Here is a 23,248-nt window from a genome sequence, read left to right as displayed (position 1 = left end):
CTAGGGCTTAAATGTGACAAACGTTTAAATGATTTCTATAAATATTTCGCTCCTCTGGAGCATTATGAAATTTAAATAAATCAAGAAAAGCCTTGGAAAGGCGAAATATTTATAGAAAATAATAATCACCCAATACAAAAGCTCCAGCGGAGCGAAATATTCATTTAGGCAAAATATCTAATTATCCACTTTGCCACATTTTCTAATTAAAAAACTAGGGATAACGGATATCCGACCTATGATACGATTTGTAAATCGTAATCTTAAACTTTCTTGAACGAATATCCATTTATAATTTTAGATTTTAGATTGTTGATTTTAAATTGGAATTTGGAATTTAAAAAATTGGAATTTTAAATATAAACTTCCTCATTAACACAAAACGGCATTTTTTTATTTTCAAAAAGCGCAATAATATTTTGAGCTGCGCAAATCGCCATTGCGTTTCTAGCTTCATAAGTTGCAGAGCCAATATGTGGTAAAATGCAACAATTAGGAAGTGATAATAACGGATTATCTGATTTCATTGGTTCAGGATTGGTAACATCCAATCCTGCGCCCCAGATAATACTATTCGTTAGCGCCTCAAATAAATCATTTTCATTATGAAATTTTCCTCTTGCCGTGTTGATGAAAATCGAATTAGATTTCATTTTAGCAAAAGCATTTTTATTGAAAATTTCGTTATTTTCTTCTGTATAATTCGAATGAACACTCAAAACATCACTTTGTGAAAGTAGCGTTTCAAAATCTACATATTTCGCATCCAATTCTTTTTCGGCAATTTCATTATGAGAACGATTGTGGTAAATTATGTTCATTCCGAATGCGGCTTTACATTTTTTAGCCATTTCAAAACCAATTCTTCCCAAACCGAAAATTCCCACCGTTTTACCGTAAAGTTCTTGTCCTAAATTAGCCAAAGGGTCAAAACTTCCCCAATCATTGTTTAAAATTCTTTTATGATTGAAAAATGACTTTCTCGCAACACTTTGCATCAATAAAAAAGCAACATCTGATGTAGCTCTGCTTAAAACGTCGGGCGTATTTCCAACAGGAATTTTTCTGCTGTTTGCTGATGGAATATTGACAGAATCAAATCCGACAGAGAACAAAGCAATTCCTTTTAAATTGGGACATTGCTGAAAAAAATCTTCATCAAATTTGTTTGTGCCAACATTAAGCAACGCATCATGTTCTTGACAGATTTTTATAAACTCATCTCTTGACAATACATTTTCTGTTGGATTTATTGTAAAGGTAATGCCTTTGTCTTGAAGCAATTTAATGCCATCTTCTGGTATATTTTTATTGATAAAAACCTTCATCCTGTGGTATTCTAATTTTTATTTATTCTTCCTGTTTTTTTATCATATCCGTACGGACAGTGGCGACAACCGCTTTTGCAACAATAACCACGTTTTAAATGATGTTTTTCAGTAAAGCATTTGTAACCTTCGGGCGTATAGTAAAAATCTTCGCCTTCGATTAATTTATTTTCATTACTTTGCTCTTTCATAAATCTGCTTCGGGTTCTTTTTCGGATAAACTAAAATCAAAAATATAAATATTTGATTATGATTTTATTGAAATCGAACAATTTTATAGCTACAAATTTATAAATTTTACAGCCAATGTTTCTGATTGTTGCTAAATATTTAATTCCGAAAGGGTATCGAGGAATGGCTTTATTTCCTTTCGTTTTAGTTAAATATGATTTTGATAAAGCAAACGGGATTTTTGTAAATCATGAAAAAATACATTTGAGGCAACAGCTAGAAATGCTAGTTCTGCCATTCTTTATTTGGTATGTTCTGGAATTTTTAATTCGTTTAATTCAATACAAAAACAAAGATCTAGCGTATCGAAATATTAGTTTTGAAAGAGAAGCTTACACAAAAGAAACCGATTTAAATTATCTGAAAAACAGATCTTTTTTCCAGTTTCTACATTACATTAAATTAAAATGAATCCAGTTTTCAATCAGTCCATCAATATTCAATTTCCGAATGATATTTCGTTGACGATAAAGCGTGAAGATCTCATCCATCCTTTTGTTTCGGGGAATAAATTTAGAAAACTGAAATACAATTTACTTCAGGCGAAAGCCGAAAATAAAACCACTTTACTGACTTTTGGCGGAGCATTTTCCAATCATATTGCAGCAGTTGCTTATGCAGGAAAAGAACAAGGCTTCAAAACCATCGGAATAATTCGAGGCGATGAACTTTTAGATAAAATAGAAGAGAATCCAACTTTGAAATTTGCCCAAGAAAACGGAATGCAATTTGAATTTGTTTCAAGAGAAGAGTATCGTTTGAAAGCTGAAAAATCTTTTATACAAAAGTTGAAAGATAAATTTGGAGATTTTTATTTGGTTCCCGAAGGAGGTACAAACGAATTGGCAGTAAAAGGTTGCGAGGAGATTTTAACAGAAGAAGATTCGGTTTTTAATTATGTTTGTTGTGCAGTTGGAACAGGCGGCACGATTTCGGGATTAATTAATAGTTCGTTGCAAAATCAGAAAATTTTGGGTTTTCCAGCGTTAAAAGGTGACTTTTTAACCGATGAAATTCGTATTTTTGCAAAAAAAGATAACTGGAATTTAATTTCTGACTATCATTTTGGAGGTTACGGAAAGATAAATTTAGAATTAATTGAATTTATTAATGCTTTTTTTGAAGAAAATAAAGTGCCCTTAGATCCAATTTATACAGGAAAGATGGTTTTTGGCGTTATAGATTTAATCAGCAAAAATTATTTTCCTGCACATTCAAAAATTTTACTCATTCACACAGGTGGATTGCAGGGAATTGATGGAATGAATATAAAATTGAAGCAGAAGAAATTACCAATACTAAAAACCAATGATTAAAAAAATTGTATTACTTCTCGTAATATTAGCTTTAGCAAGCTGCTCTTCTAGTAAGCCTGCTATCGCGACGACTAAAAAAGCGGCAGCAGTTCAATCTCGAACGGCAGCGACAAAAAGAAGTACTCCTGTTAAGCCTATCGGTAAAAATTACCCTTCTACAAATAATACAACTGAGGTTATTCAATCTACTTCCAAAACAGTTGTTACCAGCGATTTGATTAATAATTATGTCTTGCTTTACAAAGATATTGCAATGGGAAACATGAAAACGTACGGAATTCCAGCGAGTATTATTCTAGCGCAAGGAATTTTGGAATCGGGCGCAGGGAGAGGAGATTTGGCTGTAGATGCTAATAATCACTTTGGTATAAAATGTCATAACGATTGGTTAGGAGAAAGTGTTCGCCACGACGATGATTCGGCTCAGGAATGTTTCAGAAAATATCCTCAGGCATCAGAATCCTATAGAGATCATGCTTTATTTTTGGTTGGAAAAAAGCGATATGCAACTTTATTTACTTACGAAAAAGACGATTATAAATCTTGGGCAAAAGGCTTGAGAGCGGCAGGTTATGCAACCGATCCGAAATATCCAGACAAACTGATTAGTTATATTGAACGTTATAATCTACATCAATATGATTGTCAGGTTACAGGAAGAAACTATGTGCCAATTAATACTTCGGCTCCACCTAAAAAATCATCTTATGATGTCGCTTCTGATCCAAAGATCAATATGAACCAATATGATCCAAATTCATACGAAGTTCAAAAAGGAGATACATTGTATTCCATTTCAAAGAAATTCAATTTATTGGTTGAAGATTTAAAAAGAAAAAATAATCTAACGGATAATGCTATTTCAATTGGACAGAGACTTAAGGTTAAGTAATTAAGTGGTCAGGTTCAGTTTTTAGTGTTCAGTCTCAGTGGCAGTTTCCAGTTCTGTTGAAATTAATCTAGAAATTAAAATAGGTTTTCAGTTTTAATCTAAAATCTGAATTCTAAAATCAAAAATAAGAATGTTATATAAAAGAAGTAGTCAGCTTTTTGCTGAAGCAGAAAAAGTAATTCCGGGAGGAGTAAATTCACCAGTAAGAGCATTTAAAGCCGTTGGCGGAACTCCGATTTTTGTAAAAAGTGCCAAAGGTGCTTATTTATATGATGAAGATGGAAACAAATTAATAGATTATATTAACTCTTGGGGACCAATGGTTTTGGGTCATGCCTATCAGCCAGTTGTTGATGCTGTTATTGAAAAAGCAAAACTAGGAACTTCATTTGGTATGCCGACCGAATTGGAAACTGAAATTGCGGCTTTGGCTGTTTCTATGGTTCCAAATATTGACAAAATTCGTTTTGTAAATTCAGGTACAGAAGCTTGTATGAGTGCAATTCGTTTGGCTCGAGGATTTACAAAAAGAGATAAAATTGTAAAATTTGCGGGTTGTTACCACGGACATTCAGATTCATTTTTGATTCAAGCAGGAAGTGGAGCCGTAACTTTTGGTTCGCCAAATAGTCCTGGTGTAACAGAAGGAACAGCAAAAGATACTTTGTTAGCCAAATACAATGATTTAGAGAATGTAAAAACTTTAATCGAAGCTAATAAAGGAGAAATCGCTGCGATTATCATTGAAGCAGTTGCAGGAAATATGGGATGTATTCCGCCTCAAGAAGGATTTTTGCAAGGTTTAAGAGATTTGTGTACTGCAAACGGAATTTTATTGATTTTTGATGAAGTAATGACAGGTTTCCGTTTGGCTCGCGGTGGTGTACAGGAATTATATGGTATCGATGCTGATATCGTGACTTTCGGAAAAGTTATCGGTGGTGGATTGCCGGTTGGAGCTTTTGCGGCACGCGAAGAAATCATGAATTATTTAGCTCCTCTTGGACCAGTTTATCAAGCGGGAACATTATCTGGAAATCCGTTAGCAATGGCAGCGGGATTGGCAATGCTAAAAGCACTTGATTCTGACAGAGAAGTTTTTACTCGTTTAGAAGAAAAAACGGCTTATTTAGAAGCGGGAATTGATAGAGTTTTAAAAGCAAATAATGTTGCGTTTACTATTAATAGAGTTGGTTCTATGATTTCGGTTCACTTTGATGCCAATCCAGTTACCGATTTCCAAACTGCTGCAAAAGGAGATAACGAAACATTCAAGAAATTCTTCCACGGATTATTGCAAGAAGGTGTTTACATCGCACCATCTGCATACGAAACGTGGTTTATTACAGATGCATTAACTTACGAAGATTTAGATTTTACAATCAATGCGATCGATAAAGTATCGAAAACATTTTAAATAACAAAAAAGAGGCTTTCAAAGCCTCTTTTTTTTGCATCAATTAGATTTTATCTTTTTTGTGCTCTTTCATTTTATCCCTCATTTTGTCTTTTTTCTCTTCTTGAAGGGTTTTCCATTTTGTGTATTGATCAGCTTTTAAGATTGATTTCATTTTAGCATCATTTGCTGTAACTTCGTCTTCCATTTGTTTTTTGAAAGCTGCTTTTTCTTCAGCAGTTGGTTTTGTGTTGCTATCTTTTTTTTCTTTTCTAGCTTCTCTAAATTTTTCGGCTTTTGCACTTCTATCTGCTAAAAGCTGCTTTACCTGTGCTTGCTGACTAGCATCTAAACTTAATTCTGTAGTCAGTTTTTGAAGTTGTTTCTCATTACGCTGTTCCGGAGTCATTCTCTCTCTTTGCTCACGCGCCGGTTTTTGATCTGTTTCTTGTGCAAAACTTGCTATTCCAACAAATAACATAGCTGCAATAAATAATTTTTTCATATTCAAGTTTTTTAATTGTTTACAGATTAGACTTTATTAATTAAAACAGGTTTAATCACTCTTTTGAAATTGTGTTTTATTTAACAGATTGATTACCAGTTTTTCTAAGAATGAATTTAAATAAGATTATTATAACGCTAAATATTTGACAGTAAGTGCTTTGCTTTGGATATTTTTTTTAACTTTAGTAAACTATTGCTTTTTTGTTGTTTAGTAAAAGCAATTTCCATGATTCCCATATTTCAGTAATAGATTTTCAAAAACACAATTTAATACTTTATTCTATGGCAGATCTTTCCCAAGCCCACCGCATCCTTTTTTTAAACACTTTGGCATTTGCAATCTGTTTTGCATGCTGGACACTCAACGGAGTACTGGTCACTTTTTTAGTTGATAAGGAAATTTTTAACTGGAGTGTTGTACAGATCGGCTGGCTTTTAGGGATTCCTGTTCTTACAGGATCGATTATGAGATTGCCAATGGGAATTTTAACTGATAAGTTTGGAGGTAAAATTGTGCATTCTGCTTTATTGATTTTGGCATCAATTCCATTGTTTCTTTTACCCTTTGCGACTTCTTTTACTGTTTTTGCTATTCTAAGTTTCTTATTCGGAATGGTCGGAACCAGTTTTGCTGTAGGCGTAGCATCAACTTCTGTTTGGTATCCAAAAGAATGGCAGGGAAGAGCTTTAGGAATTTTCGGAATGGGAACTGCAGGAGCCTCAATTACACCATTTCTTGCCCCTTCTTTATTAAGTACATTTTCAGAAAGCGATCCTGAAAATGGTTGGAAATGGCTACCTATTCTCTACGGTTCTGCTTTATTATTGATGGGGATTGTATTTCTGATTTTTGCCAAAAACAAAAAAATAGAAGCACAGTCCAAAACGGTAAAACAATTATTACAGCCTTTAAAGAGCGTGCGTGTTTGGCGTTTCGGAACTTATTATTTCTTAGTATTTGGGTCGTTTGTTACTTTCTCACAATGGCTTCTGCCAAATTTTATGAATGTCTATCACACGACTTTAGTTTTAGGCGGAATCTTTACTTCTTGTTTTAGTTTACCTGCAGGTGTCGTACGCGCTTTTGGAGGTTTTTTATCGGATAAATTCGGGGCTAGAAAAGTAATGTATTGGGTTTTGAGTTCTTCAGTCGTTTTAAGCTTTTTACTATTATTTCCTAAAATGGATATTACAACATCAGGAAGTGGGTTGTTATCTAGCAAAGCAGGGACAGTTACGTCTGTAGCACCAGATAAAATTGTAATAGATGATAAAGAATATAACATCGCCCAGAAAGACGAAAGTCAGCCGCATTCTAAATTTTTTCCATCCAAAAAAACATGGCAGGAAGTGGTTGTAGAGCAAAACCAAAAAGTGCAAAAGAAAGATTTATTGGCAGAAGGAATTACACAAATTCATTTTGAAGCCAATATGTGGGTGTATTTAGTTTTGGTTATTCTAATAGGAATTTCGTGGGGAATTGGTTCTGCTGCTGTTTACAAACATATACCAGATTATTTTCCTAATGAAGTGGGAGTAATTGGCGGAATGGTCGGACTCTTAGGCGGTTTAGGCGGATTCTTCGGGCCCATTATTTTCGGGTATTTATTATCATTTACAGGATTCTGGACGAGCTCGTGGCTCTTTATTTTGGCATTGTCGCTAACTTGTTTAATCTGGATGCATCGTGTAATTGTGAAAATGACAAAAGAAAAACTGCCTGAAATGGCTAAAGATATTGATCGAAAATAATCTGTCATGAAAGAAAAAACATTTAATACAAAAGCTTTATTAATTGCAACGGCCGCTTCGGTTTTTATGGTCGTATTGGTTTTCTATGGATCAAGAAAACTGCAAAATTTTGATGCGGCTTTGGTTACCTATCTGTTCGGAACTCTGTTTGCATTTTTCGGAGTTGTGTATCGCTATACGGTTTGGCTGCAACGCCCGCCAACTTGGATGTATTTCAAACGCGGAATTCATTTTCTCTTTACAGGAAAAGTATTTTCGCATTTGTGGTTCTTAGGAAAAGAATCAGTTCAGAATATCGCTTTTCAGAAATTCATTTATCCAAGAGGAAAATACAGATGGCTGGCCCATTTTTGTATTGCAATTGGCTGTTTTTCTGCTTTTGCTATTACTTTCCCGCTCACATTTGGATGGATCCATTTTACTTTGGCACCCAATTCCATTTCCGTTTACGAAGCTCATTTTTTTGGTTTTAAAGTAATGGATTTCAGATTGGATTCTATTATGGCATTTTTGACTTTCCATGCCTTAAACTGGTCTTCTTATCTGGTTATTTTCGGTTCTCTTTATTATTTAAGAAGACGTTTAACCAATCCAGGATTAATTGCCACACAGACTTTTGAAGGCGATTTACTGCCACTTCTTTTATTAATTGCTATTTCGGTCACTGGATTATGCCTAACGTATTCGTATCAGTTTATGAAAGGATTCGCGTATGATTTTCTAGCCGTAATTCATGCTGTAACGGTTATAATGTTTTTGATATGGATTCCCTTTGGAAAGTTCTTCCACATCATTCAGCGACCGGCTCAAATTGGTGCGCATATTTACAAAAAGGAAGGAATGAAAAAAGGAATGGCAATTTGTAAAGAAACAGGAAAGCCTTTTACAACACAGCTTCATATAGACGATTTAAAAATAGTAACAAAACAATTAGGTTTTGACTTTAGTGATGATGAAGGAAATTCACACTTGGATTTAAGTCCCGAAGGGAAACGAGATCGTTTGGCAAAAGCACATTTAAAAGCCAGAATTGAAGGCGGAAATTTATTTGGATAAAAATATAGTTTCAGGTTTCAAGTTTCAAGTTTCGTCGCAGAACTTGAAACCTGAAACCTGAAACCAAAAAATAACAAAAAAATCATGGCAAAACTACCTGTATCAACTGAAAAAATAATTGAAGCATTTGGTCCGCATCTGAATTATACGCCAAAAGAAGGGTATTCAGGACGTGATGAACCAGATAAAACGGTTAAAACACATTGTTGTTTCTGCGGCATGCAGTGCGGTATTCAATTATCTGTAAAAGACAATAAAGTGGTTGGTTTTGAGCCTTGGATGGAATTTCCGTTCAACGAAGGGCGTTTGTGTCCAAAAGGTGTTCAGCGCTATATGCAGAACAATCATCCCGACCGATTATTGCATCCGATAAAAAGAGTGGAAGGCAAAGGTTTTGAACAAACCACTTGGGATGAAGCAATGGATAAAACCGTTTCTGAAATCAAAAGAATTCAGGAAAAATATGGGAAACATGCGTTTTCGATGTTATCTGGAGTTTCGTTAACTAATGAAAAAAGTTATTTGGTTGGAAAATTCGCCAGAGTGGCTTTAAAAACAAGAAATTTAGATTACAACGGACGCCTTTGCATGGTAAGTGCTGGCGCAGGAAATAAAAAGGCATTTGGCTTAGACCGCGCTTCAAACAATTATTCTGACTTAGAATATGCTGAGGTTATTATAGTGGCTGGAGCGAATATCAGCGAAACGTTTCCCACTTTAACCCATTGGATTTGGAAAGCCAGAGATCGAGGTGCAAAACTGATTGTTGTCGATCCGCGTGTTATTCCGTTAGCGAGAACAGCCGATATTTATTTGGATGTAAGGCCAGGAACTGATTCTGCTTTATATGGTGCAATGCTGAAATATCTCGTAGATCACGATATGTTAGATCATGATTTTATTGATAATCATACTTCAGGATTTCAGGAAACGATTGATGCTGTAAAAGAATATACGTTAGAATGGGCCGAAGAGATTACAGGAATTGCAAAAGAAAAAATTAAAGAAGCGGCCGAATTATGGGGAAAAGCTAAAACGAGTTTTTTACTTCACGCAAGAGGAATCGAACATCACTCAAAAGGTGTCGATAATGTTTTGGGATGCATTAATCTGGTTTTGGCAACTGGAAGAATTGGAAGACCCTATTGCGGTTACGGAACGATTACCGGACAAGGAAATGGTCAGGGTGGAAGAGAGCACGGTCATAAATGTGATCAGCTGCCTGGAAACCGTGATATCGAAAATATGGATCATCGAAAATACATTGCCGATGTCTGGAAAATTAAGGAAGAAGATATGCCACATAAAGGCATTACAGCTTATGAAATTATAGAAGCAATTCACAGCGGTGAAATAAAAGGATTGATTTCGATTTGTTTTAATCCGTTAGTATCTCTTCCAAACAATAATTATGTGCGTTCTGCTCTTGAAAAATTAGAGTTTTATGTTGCGATAGATTTCTTTTTGAATGAAACTGCCCGTCATGCGGATATTGTTTTAGCGGGTTCATTGCAGGAAGAAGAGGAAGGAACAACAACTTCAGCTGAAGGACGAGTTATCCGAATTCGGCAAGCCGTAACACCTCCGGGAGACGCCAGAACAGATACTTCAATATTATTAGAATTGGCCAAAAGGTTAGGGGAGGAAGATAAGTTTACCTACGCTGACAGCGAAGCCATTTTTAATGAACTACGTATTGCTTCAAAAGGGGGGACTGCCGATTACAACGGAATTACCTATAAAAAAGTAGAAGATAATATGGGCGTTTTCTGGCCATGTCCAACCGAAGATCATCCTGGAACGCCAAGATTGTGGGAAGATAAAAAGTTTGCAACTCCAGACGGAAAAGCACATTTTAATCCTGCTCCGTATAAATTGCCAGGCGAAATTACAGATGAAGAATATCCGATAATATTAACTACGGGTCGAGTTGTATCTCAGTATTTAAGCGGAACACAAACAAGAAGAATCGGAAAACTGGTAGATCAGTTTCCAGAACCGTTGTTGGAAATTCATCCGGAAATGGCTCAGAAATATAATATTCAGCAGAGAGAACTAGTGAAAGTTTCTACGCGAAGAGGCGAAGGAATTTTCCCAGCCAATATTGTAGAAACCATCCGAAAAGATACTGTTTTTGTACCGTATCATTGGCCAGGGAAAAAATCTGCCAATCAGTTAACGCCGGGAACTTTAGATCCTATTTCTAAAATTCCAGAGTTCAAAGTTTGTGCTTGCAAGCTGGAACCTTTGGGAGAAATCGAAAATTCATCAGACAAATCAAATGCTTATGCAAGTGTTTAATCTATAAAAAGCAACAATTATGAATTTAACCAATTATAATAAAAACGAAGAGTTTTTTGTAGACTTACAAAGATGCATAGGCTGCAAAGCATGTGAGATGGCCTGTTCGGAATGCGAAACCAATGGTCAGGAATCGATGATTCATGTTAATTATGTAGAACGTGCCGTTACCATTCAGACCACAGTTCAGGTGTGCATGCATTGTGAAGATCCAGTTTGTGCCAATGTTTGTCCAGCCGATGCAATTTCGCAAGACGAATTTGGAGTGGTTCATACTGCAAATACAGAACGCTGTATTGGATGTTCCAATTGTGTGATGGCTTGTCCGTTTGGAGTTCCAAAAAAAATGGAAGAATACGATTTAATGATGAAATGCAATATGTGCTACGATAGAACGAGCGTTGGCAAAAAGCCAATGTGCGCTACGGTTTGCCCGAGCGGTGCATTATTTTATGGTACTCGTGCTCAAATCGAAGAAATGCGTCCAAATAGTACGCCTGTAAATTCATTTTTATTTGGAAAAGAGCGCGTAAATACAAAAGTAAATATCATGATGCCTAAGGGAAGCAACGAATTACGAATATTCTAAATCTAAAATCCATGTCTAAAGAAGATAATTTAAAAGAAAATTGGAAAAAAGATTTTCCTTATAAAAAGCAGGAATCTACACAAGTTAGCCGACGTGATTTTGCTAAATTCCTTACGCTGGTTTCTGGTGGTTTAATGGTGGGTAGCGGACTGGTTGCGGCAAAAGCCTATTTACTGCCAGCTGATGAAGTAGTGGGCGAACATTTTGTATGCGATGTAAAAGATATTCCGTTAGGCGGAACGAGAGGTTTTGTGATTGAAGGAAGTGCCATTCCGTATATTTTAGTTCATTTAGAAAGTGGCATGTTTAGAGCTTTTGAGCAAAAATGCACGCATCTTTCGTGTGCCGTTTATTACAAACCGGGAACAGGAATTATTCATTGTCCTTGCCATGAAGGTTCTTTTGATGCTTTGACCGGAGATGTTATTGCAGGACCTCCGCCAAGAGCGTTGCCTCAGTTGGAAGTGGTTTTGAAAGGAGAAAAGATTTTTGTAAAAGCTTTTGAAAATAAAGCGAGTTAATTGTTTAAGAAATATATTATGAGTACATTTAGAAAAAGCCAAAATCAGGCAAATCCAAATAAGTTGAATGTTATTCTTTCTACTTTAATATTTGTTTTAATCTTAAATGTAAGCATCCAAATTTGGTTGTTGTATGCCGCTTTAAACAATGCATTAGATAATAATAAAGAGATTTTGATTCCAGCATTTATAGGTTCGCTTATTTTATTTTTAATTGGTTTTGGATGGCTGTATTATCTGCCAAAAGGGAATTTTAGAAATAATAAAACATAAATAATTCACTATTATGAGCTCAAATCTTGGCGCAAAAAAAATCGCTTTTTTCTCGACCCAGCCTTACGACAAAACGTTTTTCAATAAATACAATGAAGATTTTGGTTTTCAGCTGGACTTTTTTGAAACACAGTTAAATCCGCAGACTGTTGCTTTAATCGAAGAATGCGAGATTGTTTGTGTTTTTGTAAATGATATTGTAAACGAAACGGTTATTAAACAATTAGCAGAAAAAAAAGTAAAAATCATTGCTTTACGTTGCGCTGGTTTTAATAATGTCGATTTAGAAGCGGCTAAAAAACACCACATAAAAGTTTGCCGTGTTCCCGCATATTCTCCTCAGGCGGTTGCCGAACATGCTATGGCAATGATTTTAACTTTAAACAGAAAAACACATAAAGCTTATAATAGAGTTCGCGAACAGAATTTTTCTTTAAACGGATTATTAGGTTTCGATTTATTCGGAAAAACAATTGGAATTATAGGAACAGGAAATATCGGAAAAGCATTTTCTAAAATAGCATTAGGTTTTGGCTGTAAAGTTTTGGCGTATGATATTGTTGAAAGTGATGAAATGAAAAAAGACGGCGTTTCTTTTGTTGGTTTAGAAGAGATCTTCAAGGCGAGCGATATTATTTCGTTGCATTGCCCATTAAACGATCAGACGAAACATGTAATCAATAAAACTTCACTTACTTTCATGAGGGACAGTGTTATGATCATCAATACGAGCCGCGGCGGATTAATAGAAACATCGTCGGTTATTGAAGGCTTAAAAGAAGGGAAAATAGGTTATTTAGGAATTGACGTTTACGAACAAGAAGAAAAATTGTTCTTTAGAGATTTATCGGCAGACATTATTCAAGACGATGCGATTCAGCGTTTAATGAGTTTTCCGAATGTATTGGTAACAGCGCATCAAGCATTTTTTACCAACGAAGCTTTAACTCAAATTGCATTGGTGACTTTCAATAATATAAAATCATTATTGACGCAGAATGATATTGAAAATAAAGCAGCATTATTAGTGTAATCGATCGCGAATTTAAAACATCAGATTATGAAAAATAGATTTCTGATTTTAATTATAATTTTGGTATTATCATCTTGCCAAAACAAAGACAATTCAAAAAATATTGTAAAAACAATTGTTCAAGATACCTTGTCTAAAACTCTTGGCGGAACGGCCGATTTAAGTGAAGTTTCCGAAAAAAATAATAAAGAAGTAGCATTAATTCGAAAACAATTGCTGATTTTATTGGAGAAAGATTTACCCGCAATGACAAAAGAAGACAGATCTTTCTACTATGAAGCTTTCGATTTAAATAACGATAAGAAAGAGGAATATTTTGTTGGTTTCTCTAATTCTTATTTCTGCGGAAGCGGAGGCTGTTCAGGTTATATTTTAAAGAATGACGGAACTGTGATTAATCGTTTCTCTGTAACCGATTTTCCAATTTATGTAACTACCTCATCAACAGAAAAATTTTATGATCTGATATTTGAAAGCGGAGGAAAATTTCATCTTTTAAAAATGAAAGGTGGAAAATATCCATCTAATCCTTCAGTTCAAGAAGTTATAAAAGGTGATATTCCAAAAGAAAGCACAAAGGTTTTGGATATTCAAGGGAAAAAATTGGAGAAGTATTTGTTTTAAAATAAAAAACCCGACAGATTTTGAAATCTGTCGGGTTTGAAATATTATAAATCCTAATTTTGGAGTTTGAATTTTTAAATCTTGGATTTTTTATGTTTTTCTAAAACTCAAATTCTCCAATTAGAATTTTACTATCACTTTCGCGTTTGTTTTCTTTTTGACTCTGGAAAACAGCAATTTTTCGTTCCTGTCTGCCATCAGAATAGTAAAGATAAACTTCTGCCATTACAGTGGTTGGTCCAGAAAGAATATTCTGTCTCTCACCGAAGAAATTCGTTTTGATTTTATATTTCCCTTTGATCGCTTTTTTAAGTAAAAATTGTTCAGGGCCGAAACCTTGAGTAAAATCGTTGCTTAATCTTCCTCCAATTTCTGTAGATCTATGCGAGTACGAACAATCTTCTCCTCTTGGGTCTGTTACCCAAAGATCTATATCTGTATTGTCTTTATTCCAGTTAATAACAATACGAATGTCGACTGGAAGATTTGCTTTTAGACGATCATCAACTTTGCTTGCATCAACATTCTTGTTTTGACTCAGAATATTATTGATTTCCATAATCAAAATTTCTTCGATACCATTATCCCTCACAGAAATCTCATCGGTATATTCCTGATACAGCATACCTTTGTAGATATTAAGAGCTTCTTGAGGTTTTTTATTGTCTACCAAAGCCAATGCATAATCTCTGTGGCTTTGAGGATCAAACGGTCTCCATTCTAGAATTTTTTGGGTAATCCACAATTCTTTTTCATAATTACCTCTTTGTTTCAATAAGTAAGAGATCGTTTTGTACAATTCTTCGTTTTCCAAATCAAGTTCTGCCAGTGTGCTTAAAACTTTTAAAGAAAGAGCTTTGTCTCCTTTTTTGAAAAGCAATTTAGAAACATCAAAATAATACGTTACCTGTTTCTCGTATTTCGGACGATTTTCAAGATATTTCTGGTAAATCAATTCAGGTGATTGTAAAGACTGAAAATCTTTCATATACTCTTGAGTACTTTCTACATCTACCAAAGTTATTTTACCTGTAGCTGTTTTTTTATCGCCTGCTCTACTTTCTGCAGAATATACAGCATTATCGCTAACAACACTTTCTTCTGCCGACGACAATTTTTGTGACTGCTTAGAAATGGTAGGGTACTGTTTTTTTTCTGTAGGCTTAAATTCACTGTTCCACCAAGTTGTCAATTCTCGTGTTTTATCAAAAGCTTTAGATAGAAGATTTCTTCTTTTTTCTAAGATTTGTTTTTTGTTTTGCGAAACGATTCTGTTGTATTCTGATAATAATTCCTGTGGAGGTGTGATGCCAAAACGAACATAATCATTAACATCTTCCAATACGATAAGACTAGTGTTCTTGCTTACAACTCCAAACTGTTCGCTCAGATTTCTAATTTCATCGCTGTTTTGTGTTGAGTTAAGTTCAAGATCATTAATTTTTCTTTGCGCCCAAAATTGTGCAAGAGGCCAATTGTCTACTTGTACAGCATTAGTAAAATCTACAGGCACTTCAAATTTTTTATCTCCCACTGAAAAAACAGCAGTAAGTTTATTCAAGTTTGAAGAGGAAATTCCAAATATATTCACTGGTTCGTTTACTGCGGTTCCAACATTTGGAAACAATTCTTGAAGCGTATTTGTTTCTTTAAAACCTAAAAATAAAATAGGAAGCCTTTTATATGTTTTTAAAGCAGATTGTGTGTCTAATTCGTTAAGATTGATAAAATTTCCTCCAGATTGTGATGCTAAAAGTTTCAGCAGATTAAAATCAGAAGTTGGTGTGCTCGTTACAGTGTTGACCGGTTTTTTGAATTTTAAAGTTAAATCTCCAAAATTTGAAATTCCGTCAGAAAATAAAAGATATTCGTCTATAGATGAAATTTCTTTTAAAGCACTAAAGTCGGTTCCGCCATCATATTTCAGATTAAGAATTCTGTCTTTTAAGGCATTCCAGTTTCCTCCAGAAACAGTAAATTCTTCTGTTTTTTCAAGGGTATTATTTAAAAGGACAAAAGAGACTGCAACATTCTTGTTGTCTGAAAAATACGCATTAAGAAAGTCCAGTTCTTTTTGACGATCTCTCTTTGATCCGCTAAATGAATTATCCCAAATAATAGCAATTTTTTGAGATTTTGTTTTTTCCTTTACAGGGAAATTCATCGCAACACTTGCCGCAAAATAAGATTTATCGTCAGAAGCTTTTTGAAGCATCACATTTGACGATTCTTTTACTTTTGGAATAGCTACTTTAAGGCTTTCATTTGGCGTAAAATTTACTTTATTAATTTCAGCAATCCATTGATTCCCTTTTTTCTGAAAAGTAAAACTTCCATCTGGATTTTCCGTAATTTTAGGAGTGGCTAAACTTTCATTAACTATTACTTTCAGATTAAATTTTGGGATATTAACCGCATTGGCAAAGCTTAAAAAATACTGATAATCAGTAGCCGAATTTTTCAATTCCTGATTGTAGGTAATTCTAATAAATCTGCTGCCTCTAGCTGTAATGGGATAAATTCTAGTTCTAAAATTGTTTCCAGCTACTTTTTCAATAATACCTGGATCTACATTTCTTTTTTCAATACTTTCAAATACCTCTTTAGCTCGTTCTTTTGGAACAGGAACAGCATCTCTTAGGCTTCCATTAATGTCTAAAGCATAACCACTGACACTTACTCCTTCTGGCAACGGAAGGGTAAAATTTCCTTCTAAAATTCTGTCCCCAGGATTGTAAAATGTGTAAGTAGCTGTAGTTGAGGCAAGATTTCCTAGAATTTTGGTTTCAATTTTTACTTCCTGTAAGATTACCGAATTTTTTTTCTGATTTTCGACATCCAGAGTTGGAATCTGTGAAAAAGCGGCACCACAGAACAGTAGTGCACAGATGCTAAAAAAATTATTCATAATTGATTAAGTCGATTTTTTATTTGATTGGAAATGTGAAAACCCGATTAGATTTAAGCGTCTTTTTTTTGGTTTTTAAAATTAGAGCGCTTGAATATGCTTAGCTACAATTCCAAAGTTGAAACCCTGAACCTGATCGAATCCACTGAAATTAACTGCAATAAGTTGACCACATTCATTAAAAACAGGCGATCCACTAGCACCATGTGTAGAAGTTATACTGTATTGAATTTTGTTGCCATCAGATTCTTTACTTATTTGACCATTGTAAAGCTGCACTTTTATACCAGAATTGGTTTGTGCCAAATCTATTCCCATCGGATAGCCCACCATTATCGCTTTTTGCCCTGGAGCTAGAGAGGTGTCATTGTCAACAATATTATCAAGACTTATAATATTGGTAACGGTTTTAGGAGTTTTATGATCAGCTACTTGCAAAATGCCTAAATCAATATTGCTGTCATCGGAAACTTTTTTCATTTCGCAATTAATCCATTCGCTATCAGAATTATGAAGTGCAACTTGAATATCTACCGTTTTTACATATACTTCGATATTTTCTGCAGAAACATATTCTTTTACTGGAATAGATGCTGCGATATCAGTTGATACTTGCGATGTATCTGTTTCTGTTTCATTAGAACTAACAAATTCTTCACCCGCTGACTCACTAGTTTCTTCGCTCGATTCTTCATATTCTCCCTCTCCTTCACCTTCGTCATATGAGACTGAAGCATGCGACCAATTGTTGCTAATAAAACTTTCATAATCATCTTCAGAAACATCGGTAGTAAGGATAGAAGCAATTTTCATTCGCAGATTTCGAATAGTAGTATTTACTTTCTCACTTTCTTCTTCAGTTGAATTCCATGGCTGTAAAACATGTCTATTGGTAATCATGTCTCCTTCTGTATCTACAAAAAAGCCTGTTCCGTAAATGGTTTCGTCCTTAGCATCCTCAACATTAAGCGGAATTTCTTTTCCATTAATTTTAGCAAAATAGCCATATTTATGCTTTACAAGTACAACGGCGTTTTTGTAGGTATCGTAGATTTTGGTATCTGTGCCTAAACAAACAGCTTCTTTTTTAGGAGTAAAATATTTAAATCCTAAAAAGCCAGCGGCTGAAATAAAGATAACAGCGATGATAGCAATTTTGTAACGATTTCTTTTTTTGTTGACTGTTGTTTCTAAGTCTTCGTTTGGGGCGATTTTTCTAATTTTCATTTAAAGGATTGGTTGAAAAATGTTAATTGAATGGGTTTGGGATTAAAAAAAAATAGACTTTATATAAAGCCTATTTTTTCTTCAAATGTAGTAATTTGTTTGCTAAAAAAAAGCAAAAACAAAATCAATTGCATATTCAATGTTAACCAAATTTTGTTTTGTTTTTTAGTGGTATAGCAAGGCTTGTGAAAGTATTTTCTTGTAAAACAATTTAGAAAAAGTAAAGTGTTGTTTTTCAGTTTTTTAAAAATAAGTTTTGATTTTTGTTTTAAATGGTGATAGGAAGAAGTATTCGTTTAAAAAAAGAAACCCGACAGGTTTTTAAAACCTGTCGGGTTTGTTGCATAAATTAAGAAAGCCACTCTAGGTCTTCTCTATCTAAATCTTCTTGAGAAATGACTCTGCCATATTTTATATCTTCTTCACTTTGTCTAATGATGTCTATTTCGTCTTCATCAAATTGATAAATTTCTTGATTATTCATCTTTAAGTTTTTGTTATTAATCAAATGAAATATAATTACTTTCAATAAGATTTAATTTGTATGAATCTTTGAATTCTTTTCTTTTTGTGGAGGTGCTTGCCTTTATTATTCTTCTTTTACTTGGAAAACAAACGACAGCATTAAGGCTGTATGGATTAAAATCTATCAAATTTGAATAATGTTTAAATGTGTTTTCTAACTGAGAATAAGCATCTTTTCTGTGATTTGCCTGATTTCCTTTGGCAACTTTAACTTCTGTAAAAAAGACATCTTTATTATTACAAATAACATAATCACATTGGCCACCTTTAACCTTTTGCATTACACAATCATCATTTTGAATAAAGTAAAATTCATTATTTGATTTGTTTTCAATATGCAAATGCCAAGGTTCTTTTACAGAAACCAATAAAACGGGATTATCTTCAAAGACAAAGGTATGCTTGTCATTAATCTTTTTTAAGCAATTTACTTCAATTTCAGGAAATGCTTCTATTAAACGTTGAATCATAGATCAAGCAATTTATCAAATTCATTTGCAAAAGCATCTGAAACACCATCAATCATATTTTCAGAAATCTGTCCTAATTTATCATTCATAATCTTTTTTGCTTTTCCATTTTTCAATTCGTAAGCAATAAAATTTTTAGGATTAAGCCAAGATTCTTTCTTTATAATTTTGTTTACCTCTTTTGGTTTTTTTTGTCCCTTATCATGAGCCAATAATAAATTGTTTATTGATGCTAAAACAAATGGACTATGAGTTGTAAGAATTAAATTTTTTCTTTCATATAAACAATTTTTAACTAAGTATTTAATTAATTCATGTTGTGCTTTTGGATATAAGTTTAATTCAGGTTCTTCAACAACAAAATTGAAATTGTATTTTTCTTTTAATGATTTTGAATACTCTACTAAAAGTAAAATTGGAATTACTGATTGTAAACCTGAAGCAGATTCTAATAAATTAACTTTTTCATTTTCATTATGATAGATAAACGAACTTTGTCCTTCTCTTCTATATTTTATTTTATTATCAATAATTCGAAGAGGTAATTCAGTTATAGTATTGATTGCTTTTTCATATTCTTGCCCACTGTTTAATAAGTATTTAGGAATTTGGATGTTATTATTAATCAAACCTAAAATATTTGTTTGGATTATTTGGAGAATATTTCTTTCTGTTGGGATATAGATAGAATCATATAGAAAAATAGCAGGAAATATTTCTACTAAAGCCTCATACAAGTATAAGTAATTTTCAAAAACGTGTTCTTTTCCTAAAATTGATAAAATTTCATCAATGTGTATTTCATTTAAAATTTCTTTAGAACCATTGAAAAAAAAGTCTTTAAATTTTTCTTTTTGTTCTTTTAGCGGAAATAGGTTATATATATTTTTATTAAAATCTTTATCATAAAATTTACAGTAATAGAGACTCCCTTTTATTAAAGATTTGAATTTTTCATTCGCCCCATGTTTATTAGAAATTAGAAGAGGATCATCTTTAACTTCTTTATACATTTCAATTAGATGCGCCGGAGTTTGTTTTATGAAAGTTTCTGATGAATATTTTAGAAAGAAAGGAGTTGTAGATCGAAGTTGGCTATTGTAATTAGTATATTCAATGAATGTTTCTTTCTGTAAATATGAAAGAATATTATATTTTTTTAATTCTTCTTCAAAAGATATAATATCATCTCTTCTGAATTTTTCATCTTCAAATATCGAAATCAGTTTTGCCAAAGTACTTTTTCCCGAAGCTTGTGCTCCAATAAAAGTAACCATTTCTCTAACTTCAATATTGATATCTTTTAGAGGCCCGAAATTTTTAACAATAAGTTTTGCTCTTTCCATGTTTTCAAAATTAAGGAAAATATTTATATATGAAAAAGGAGCTTCAATAAAAGCTCCTTTTTAAATTTTGTATGATTTTAAAGGAATCTATCCCACCAATTCCACAAATTTAAATTCACCTTCAACAGCAACTTTAGTCAAACCGTGTTTAGATAAGTTTTTCATAGATGCATCCCATTTTTTACCACTTAAATTTGCAGTAATTTTTAATTGCTGAAGATCCATTTTATTATCATTTCCTTTCAATAAATCTACAATGAATTTTTCTTCATCAGAAAGTTCAATTAGTTGTTTTTTCTCAGGACGCATTTGTGGGAACAATAAAACTTCTTGAATCGAAGCGTTGTTTGTTAAATACATAATCAAACGATCCATTCCAATTCCCATTCCAGAAGTAGGAGGCATACCGTATTCAAGAGCTCTTAAGAAATCTTCGTCGATAATTCCGTTTGCTTCATCATCACCTTTTGCAGCCAAACGCATTTGATCTTCAAAACGCTCTCTTTGATCAATTGGGTCATTTAATTCAGAATATGCATTTGCAATTTCTTTTCCGCAAACCATTAATTCAAAACGCTCCGTCAAATCTGGATTATCGCGGTGCTCTTTACAAAGCGGAGACATTTCTTTTGGATAATCAGTAATGAAAGTTGGCTGAATATAATTTCCTTCACATTTAGCTCCAAAAATCTCATCAATTAATTTTCCTTTACCCATTGTTTCGTCTACCTCGATTCCCATTCCTCTTGCAGCTTCAAACAATTCTTGTTCTGTTTTTCCAGAGATATCAAAACCTGTAAAATGTTTGATGGAATCTGTCATGGTAACGCGTGCATAAGGGGCTTTAAAGTTGATTTTGTGCTCGCCAAAAGTAACTTCGCTTGTACCATTTACAGCAATCGCACAATGCTCTAATAAACCTTCAGCAAACTCCATCATCCAGTTGTAGTCTTTGTAAGCTACATATATTTCCATTGCAGTAAACTCAGGGTTATGCGTTCTGTCCATACCTTCGTTACGGAAGTTTCTAGAGAACTCATAAACACCTTCAAATCCACCAACAATTAATCTTTTTAAGTACAACTCATTTGCAATACGCATGTAAAGCGGAATATCAAGCGAGTTGTGGTGCGTAATAAATGGTCTTGCCGAAGCTCCACCAGGAATGGATTGTAAAACCGGAGTGTCAACTTCCAAATATCCAGCGTCGTTAAAATAACCACGCATTGCAGTAAATAATTTTGTACGCTTAATAAACGTTTCTTTTACTTGTGGGTTTACTGTTAAGTCTACGTAACGCATTCTGTAACGTAACTCAGCATCATTAAATGCGTCGTGAACATTTCCTTCTTCGTCAACTTTTGGCAACGGAAGCGGACGTAAAGTTTTACTCAAGAAAGTAAAACCAGAAACACGAATACATTTTGCACCAACTTGTGTAGTAAACAATTCACCTTCAATGCCAATAAAATCTCCTAAATCGGTTAATTTTTTGAATACTTGGTTGTATAAAGTTTTATCGTCACCTTCACACAATACATCACGATTTACGTACAATTGAATACGTCCTTCGCTATCTTGCAACTCAGCAAAACACGCTTTACCCTGATCACGAACACTCATCAAACGACCCGCAACGATAACCTTCTTACCCTCTTCAAATGACTCCTTTATCTGCTTAGATGTATGATTTACAGGAAAAAGATTAGCTGGATAAGGATTGATTCCTAAGTTGCGTAAGTTTTGAAGTTTTTCTCTTCTGATGATTTCTTGTTCTGATAATGCCATTTTTGCTTTATTTTTTTAAGTGTGCAAAGATAAAGAAAAGAATGTAGATTTTTTAATGCAGTTTTTAGATTTTTTGCAGCATCAAATTATTGGGTTTCAATTAACTTTAGTCGGCATCGATAGTTGTTGGAATAGACGTGTTTCTAACAAATGTAAAATATGCTCTAATATCAAGTTGTTCATTTACAGGGTTTGGATAAAGCCTTAAATGACAAATTTGAAGTTGTTTTAAAATGAAACTAAAATAATTCTTAAAAGAAAGTATCTTCGCTTGAATAACTTAAACCTCAATTATGAAAAAAATTCTACTTTGCTTTTTTATTGCATTTTGTTTTACTAGCTGTATCCTTAAAGAAAAGATGACTATGAACGAAGATGGTTCTGGAACTTTTTCGTACGGTTTTGATATGTCTCCGATGTATAAAATGGGGATGAAAAAAAGTGATTCGACTAAAGTCAATAAAGTCGTTGATACTACTTTTACCTTCAAAGATATGCTTAACAAGTTAAGCGACAGTATTTCTAAATTACCAGATGCGGATAAAGAGAAAATCGAGATGCTGGAGAAAGAAAAAGAGAAACTTAAAATTTTGGAGAATTTTAAAGTTAGTATGAAAGTAAACGACGAAAAACAGCAATTTGAATATACTATGGCAATTGATTTTCCTAGTGGAACAGATTTTAAAACCATTGCAACACCTGCCGAAAGTTTAGAAGCACTGGCTGCGACAGATAAAAAGAGATTAGGAGCTTTAAGTGCTGCGCCAAAGCCAGAAGAAAAGTCTAATACCACCATTTTTTATGATGGTAAGGTTTTCATTAAAACGGTTACTCCTTCTAAAGACGATAAAAAAGTTAAAAAGAAAAAAGAAAACAAGAAAGATAAAAGCGACGATCCATTCTCTAAAAAAATGGAAGAAATGATGAAAGAATGTAAATATACCGCTGAGTATCAATTTCCGAAAAAGATTAAAACAGTTTCGCTTAAAAATGCAGTACTAACAAAAGACAGAAAAGGTTTTACTGTAGAAGTTCCTCTGGATAATATGCAGGAGAGTAGTGTAGATTTTGGTTTTAAAGTAGAATTTGAGCAATAATTCAAGGTTTTCGATAAAATGTGTTTTTAAAAATAGTCTTTGTATCTTTGATAAAAAATAGAACATTA

22 protein-coding genes are annotated in these 23,248 nt (G+C 33.6%); 13 read left to right on the top strand and 9 right to left on the bottom strand.

The genetic code is table 11. The features are described from left to right. Positions 1-353: 353 nt before the first annotated feature. Together AC3Y25_RS18370 and AC3Y25_RS18365 are read right to left on the bottom strand one after the other, a co-directional pair. Complete coding sequence (locus AC3Y25_RS18370; RefSeq protein ID WP_489903736.1) at positions 354-1,328, bottom strand: 2-hydroxyacid dehydrogenase; 975 nt, start codon at positions 1,326-1,328, stop codon at positions 354-356. Between the two features lie 11 nt (positions 1,329-1,339). After that, a complete protein-coding gene (locus tag AC3Y25_RS18365) occupies positions 1,340-1,519 on the bottom strand; it encodes a C1orf53 family protein (protein ID WP_095928730.1) in 180 nt (59 codons plus the stop codon). Positions 1,520-1,634: 115 nt separating this feature from the next. On the opposite strand from AC3Y25_RS18365, the gene AC3Y25_RS18360 reads away from it, so the two are divergent. The 4 genes from AC3Y25_RS18360 to hemL all read left to right on the top strand — a co-directional run bounded on the left by AC3Y25_RS18360 (position 1,635) and on the right by hemL (position 5,184). Beyond that, positions 1,635-1,970, top strand: coding sequence for a hypothetical protein (locus AC3Y25_RS18360; protein ID WP_489903735.1), 336 nt, complete (start codon positions 1,635-1,637; stop codon positions 1,968-1,970). Continuing rightward, a complete protein-coding gene (locus AC3Y25_RS18355) occupies positions 1,967-2,875 on the top strand; it encodes a 1-aminocyclopropane-1-carboxylate deaminase/D-cysteine desulfhydrase (RefSeq protein ID WP_489903734.1) in 909 nt (302 codons plus the stop codon). Before AC3Y25_RS18360 ends, AC3Y25_RS18355 begins: the two co-directional genes overlap by 4 nt. Then, positions 2,868-3,767 carry a glucosaminidase domain-containing protein gene (locus AC3Y25_RS18350; protein WP_201998201.1) on the top strand — a complete coding sequence of 300 codons (900 nt, stop codon included), beginning with the start codon at positions 2,868-2,870 and terminating at the stop codon, positions 3,765-3,767. The genes AC3Y25_RS18355 and AC3Y25_RS18350 overlap by 8 nt, the downstream gene beginning before the upstream one ends. Before the next feature lie 130 nt (positions 3,768-3,897). Continuing rightward, entirely contained in the window at positions 3,898-5,184 is a 1,287-nt protein-coding gene (gene hemL / locus AC3Y25_RS18345; RefSeq protein ID WP_250833893.1) for a glutamate-1-semialdehyde 2,1-aminomutase, read from the top strand. 43 nt (positions 5,185-5,227) lie between these two features. Here the strand turns inward: hemL and AC3Y25_RS18340 are convergent, their stop codons facing one another. Then, positions 5,228-5,668 carry a DUF4890 domain-containing protein gene (locus AC3Y25_RS18340; protein WP_489903733.1) on the bottom strand — a complete coding sequence of 147 codons (441 nt, stop codon included), beginning with the start codon at positions 5,666-5,668 and terminating at the stop codon, positions 5,228-5,230. 284 nt (positions 5,669-5,952) lie between these two features. On the opposite strand from AC3Y25_RS18340, the gene AC3Y25_RS18335 reads away from it, so the two are divergent. The 8 genes from AC3Y25_RS18335 (at position 5,953) to AC3Y25_RS18300 (ending at position 13,819) form a co-directional block, all read left to right on the top strand. Continuing rightward, positions 5,953-7,422, top strand: coding sequence for an MFS transporter (locus AC3Y25_RS18335; RefSeq protein WP_201998198.1), 1,470 nt, complete (start codon positions 5,953-5,955; stop codon positions 7,420-7,422). Positions 7,423-7,428: 6 nt separating this feature from the next. Then, positions 7,429-8,478, top strand: a complete 1,050-nt coding sequence (locus AC3Y25_RS18330; protein ID WP_489903732.1) for an MFS transporter — start codon at positions 7,429-7,431, stop codon at positions 8,476-8,478. Between the two features lie 84 nt (positions 8,479-8,562). Then, positions 8,563-10,779, top strand: a complete 2,217-nt coding sequence (locus AC3Y25_RS18325) for a molybdopterin oxidoreductase family protein (protein ID WP_489903731.1) — start codon at positions 8,563-8,565, stop codon at positions 10,777-10,779. A gap of 19 nt (positions 10,780-10,798) precedes the next feature. After that, positions 10,799-11,368 carry a 4Fe-4S dicluster domain-containing protein gene (locus tag AC3Y25_RS18320; RefSeq protein WP_379799107.1) on the top strand — a complete coding sequence of 190 codons (570 nt, stop codon included), beginning with the start codon at positions 10,799-10,801 and terminating at the stop codon, positions 11,366-11,368. An 11-nt stretch (positions 11,369-11,379) separates the two neighbouring features. Continuing rightward, a complete protein-coding gene (locus AC3Y25_RS18315) occupies positions 11,380-11,889 on the top strand; it encodes a QcrA and Rieske domain-containing protein (protein WP_489903730.1) in 510 nt (169 codons plus the stop codon). Between the two features lie 18 nt (positions 11,890-11,907). Beyond that, positions 11,908-12,162, top strand: a complete 255-nt coding sequence (locus AC3Y25_RS18310) for a DUF6755 family protein (RefSeq protein ID WP_095928740.1) — start codon at positions 11,908-11,910, stop codon at positions 12,160-12,162. Positions 12,163-12,175: 13 nt separating this feature from the next. Beyond that, positions 12,176-13,195, top strand: coding sequence for a 2-hydroxyacid dehydrogenase (locus AC3Y25_RS18305; RefSeq protein ID WP_489903729.1), 1,020 nt, complete (start codon positions 12,176-12,178; stop codon positions 13,193-13,195). A gap of 27 nt (positions 13,196-13,222) precedes the next feature. After that, on the top strand, positions 13,223-13,819 hold the full coding sequence (locus AC3Y25_RS18300) for a hypothetical protein (RefSeq protein WP_489903728.1): 597 nt from the start codon (positions 13,223-13,225) through the stop codon (positions 13,817-13,819). A 100-nt stretch (positions 13,820-13,919) separates the two neighbouring features. Here AC3Y25_RS18300 and AC3Y25_RS18295 read toward each other — a convergent pair whose 3' ends face one another. The 6 genes from AC3Y25_RS18295 to lysS all read right to left on the bottom strand — a co-directional run bounded on the left by AC3Y25_RS18295 (position 13,920) and on the right by lysS (position 22,083). Then, positions 13,920-16,727, bottom strand: coding sequence for a DUF2135 domain-containing protein (locus AC3Y25_RS18295; protein ID WP_489903727.1), 2,808 nt, complete (start codon positions 16,725-16,727; stop codon positions 13,920-13,922). 81 nt (positions 16,728-16,808) lie between these two features. Continuing rightward, the gene (locus AC3Y25_RS18290; RefSeq protein WP_489903726.1) at positions 16,809-17,954 is read right to left on the bottom strand and encodes a S1 family peptidase; all 1,146 of its coding nucleotides are present in this window, start codon (positions 17,952-17,954) and stop codon (positions 16,809-16,811) included. Between the two features lie 349 nt (positions 17,955-18,303). Next, positions 18,304-18,438 carry a hypothetical protein gene (locus AC3Y25_RS18285; RefSeq protein ID WP_489903725.1) on the bottom strand — a complete coding sequence of 45 codons (135 nt, stop codon included), beginning with the start codon at positions 18,436-18,438 and terminating at the stop codon, positions 18,304-18,306. Positions 18,439-18,454: 16 nt separating this feature from the next. Next, the gene (locus AC3Y25_RS18280; protein WP_489903724.1) at positions 18,455-18,949 is read right to left on the bottom strand and encodes a hypothetical protein; all 495 of its coding nucleotides are present in this window, start codon (positions 18,947-18,949) and stop codon (positions 18,455-18,457) included. Continuing rightward, a complete protein-coding gene (locus AC3Y25_RS18275) occupies positions 18,946-20,295 on the bottom strand; it encodes an AAA family ATPase (RefSeq protein ID WP_489903723.1) in 1,350 nt (449 codons plus the stop codon). The genes AC3Y25_RS18280 and AC3Y25_RS18275 overlap by 4 nt, the downstream gene beginning before the upstream one ends. An 87-nt stretch (positions 20,296-20,382) precedes the next feature. Next, complete coding sequence (gene lysS, locus AC3Y25_RS18270) at positions 20,383-22,083, bottom strand: lysine--tRNA ligase (protein ID WP_489903722.1); 1,701 nt, start codon at positions 22,081-22,083, stop codon at positions 20,383-20,385. 293 nt (positions 22,084-22,376) lie between these two features. Here lysS and AC3Y25_RS18265 point away from each other — a divergent pair, with 293 nt between their 5' ends. Then, entirely contained in the window at positions 22,377-23,180 is an 804-nt protein-coding gene (locus AC3Y25_RS18265) for a hypothetical protein (protein ID WP_489903721.1), read from the top strand. Positions 23,181-23,248 lie beyond the last annotated feature (68 nt).

The sequence above is a fragment of the Flavobacterium sp. LK-23 genome (genome assembly GCF_058135255.1).
Note: the sequence above shows the minus strand (reverse complement) of the source record. Positions and strands in the feature narration are given on the sequence as shown.

What these genes read in the sequence shown, in the direction of transcription:
- AC3Y25_RS18280 (WP_489903724.1), bottom strand. Translation starts at nt 18,949, where the DNA reads ATGATTCAACGTTTAATAGAAGCATTTCCTGAAATTGAAGTAAATTGC.
- AC3Y25_RS18335 (WP_201998198.1), top strand. Translation starts at nt 5,953, where the DNA reads ATGGCAGATCTTTCCCAAGCCCACCGCATCCTTTTTTTAAACACTTTG.
- AC3Y25_RS18340 (WP_489903733.1), bottom strand. Translation starts at nt 5,668, where the DNA reads ATGAAAAAATTATTTATTGCAGCTATGTTATTTGTTGGAATAGCAAGT.
- AC3Y25_RS18265 (WP_489903721.1), top strand. Translation starts at nt 22,377, where the DNA reads ATGAAAAAAATTCTACTTTGCTTTTTTATTGCATTTTGTTTTACTAGC.
- AC3Y25_RS18350 (WP_201998201.1), top strand. Translation starts at nt 2,868, where the DNA reads ATGATTAAAAAAATTGTATTACTTCTCGTAATATTAGCTTTAGCAAGC.
- AC3Y25_RS18320 (WP_379799107.1), top strand. Translation starts at nt 10,799, where the DNA reads ATGAATTTAACCAATTATAATAAAAACGAAGAGTTTTTTGTAGACTTA.
- AC3Y25_RS18355 (WP_489903734.1), top strand. Translation starts at nt 1,967, where the DNA reads ATGAATCCAGTTTTCAATCAGTCCATCAATATTCAATTTCCGAATGAT.
- AC3Y25_RS18295 (WP_489903727.1), bottom strand. Translation starts at nt 16,727, where the DNA reads ATGAATAATTTTTTTAGCATCTGTGCACTACTGTTCTGTGGTGCCGCT.
- AC3Y25_RS18365 (WP_095928730.1), bottom strand. Translation starts at nt 1,519, where the DNA reads ATGAAAGAGCAAAGTAATGAAAATAAATTAATCGAAGGCGAAGATTTT.
- AC3Y25_RS18315 (WP_489903730.1), top strand. Translation starts at nt 11,380, where the DNA reads ATGTCTAAAGAAGATAATTTAAAAGAAAATTGGAAAAAAGATTTTCCT.
- AC3Y25_RS18275 (WP_489903723.1), bottom strand. Translation starts at nt 20,295, where the DNA reads ATGGAAAGAGCAAAACTTATTGTTAAAAATTTCGGGCCTCTAAAAGAT.
- AC3Y25_RS18290 (WP_489903726.1), bottom strand. Translation starts at nt 17,954, where the DNA reads ATGAAAATTAGAAAAATCGCCCCAAACGAAGACTTAGAAACAACAGTC.
- AC3Y25_RS18330 (WP_489903732.1), top strand. Translation starts at nt 7,429, where the DNA reads ATGAAAGAAAAAACATTTAATACAAAAGCTTTATTAATTGCAACGGCC.
- AC3Y25_RS18325 (WP_489903731.1), top strand. Translation starts at nt 8,563, where the DNA reads ATGGCAAAACTACCTGTATCAACTGAAAAAATAATTGAAGCATTTGGT.
- AC3Y25_RS18285 (WP_489903725.1), bottom strand. Translation starts at nt 18,438, where the DNA reads ATGAATAATCAAGAAATTTATCAATTTGATGAAGACGAAATAGACATC.
- AC3Y25_RS18310 (WP_095928740.1), top strand. Translation starts at nt 11,908, where the DNA reads ATGAGTACATTTAGAAAAAGCCAAAATCAGGCAAATCCAAATAAGTTG.
- AC3Y25_RS18300 (WP_489903728.1), top strand. Translation starts at nt 13,223, where the DNA reads ATGAAAAATAGATTTCTGATTTTAATTATAATTTTGGTATTATCATCT.
- AC3Y25_RS18305 (WP_489903729.1), top strand. Translation starts at nt 12,176, where the DNA reads ATGAGCTCAAATCTTGGCGCAAAAAAAATCGCTTTTTTCTCGACCCAG.
- AC3Y25_RS18370 (WP_489903736.1), bottom strand. Translation starts at nt 1,328, where the DNA reads ATGAAGGTTTTTATCAATAAAAATATACCAGAAGATGGCATTAAATTG.
- AC3Y25_RS18360 (WP_489903735.1), top strand. Translation starts at nt 1,635, where the DNA reads ATGTTTCTGATTGTTGCTAAATATTTAATTCCGAAAGGGTATCGAGGA.
- lysS (WP_489903722.1), bottom strand. Translation starts at nt 22,083, where the DNA reads ATGGCATTATCAGAACAAGAAATCATCAGAAGAGAAAAACTTCAAAAC.
- hemL (WP_250833893.1), top strand. Translation starts at nt 3,898, where the DNA reads ATGTTATATAAAAGAAGTAGTCAGCTTTTTGCTGAAGCAGAAAAAGTA.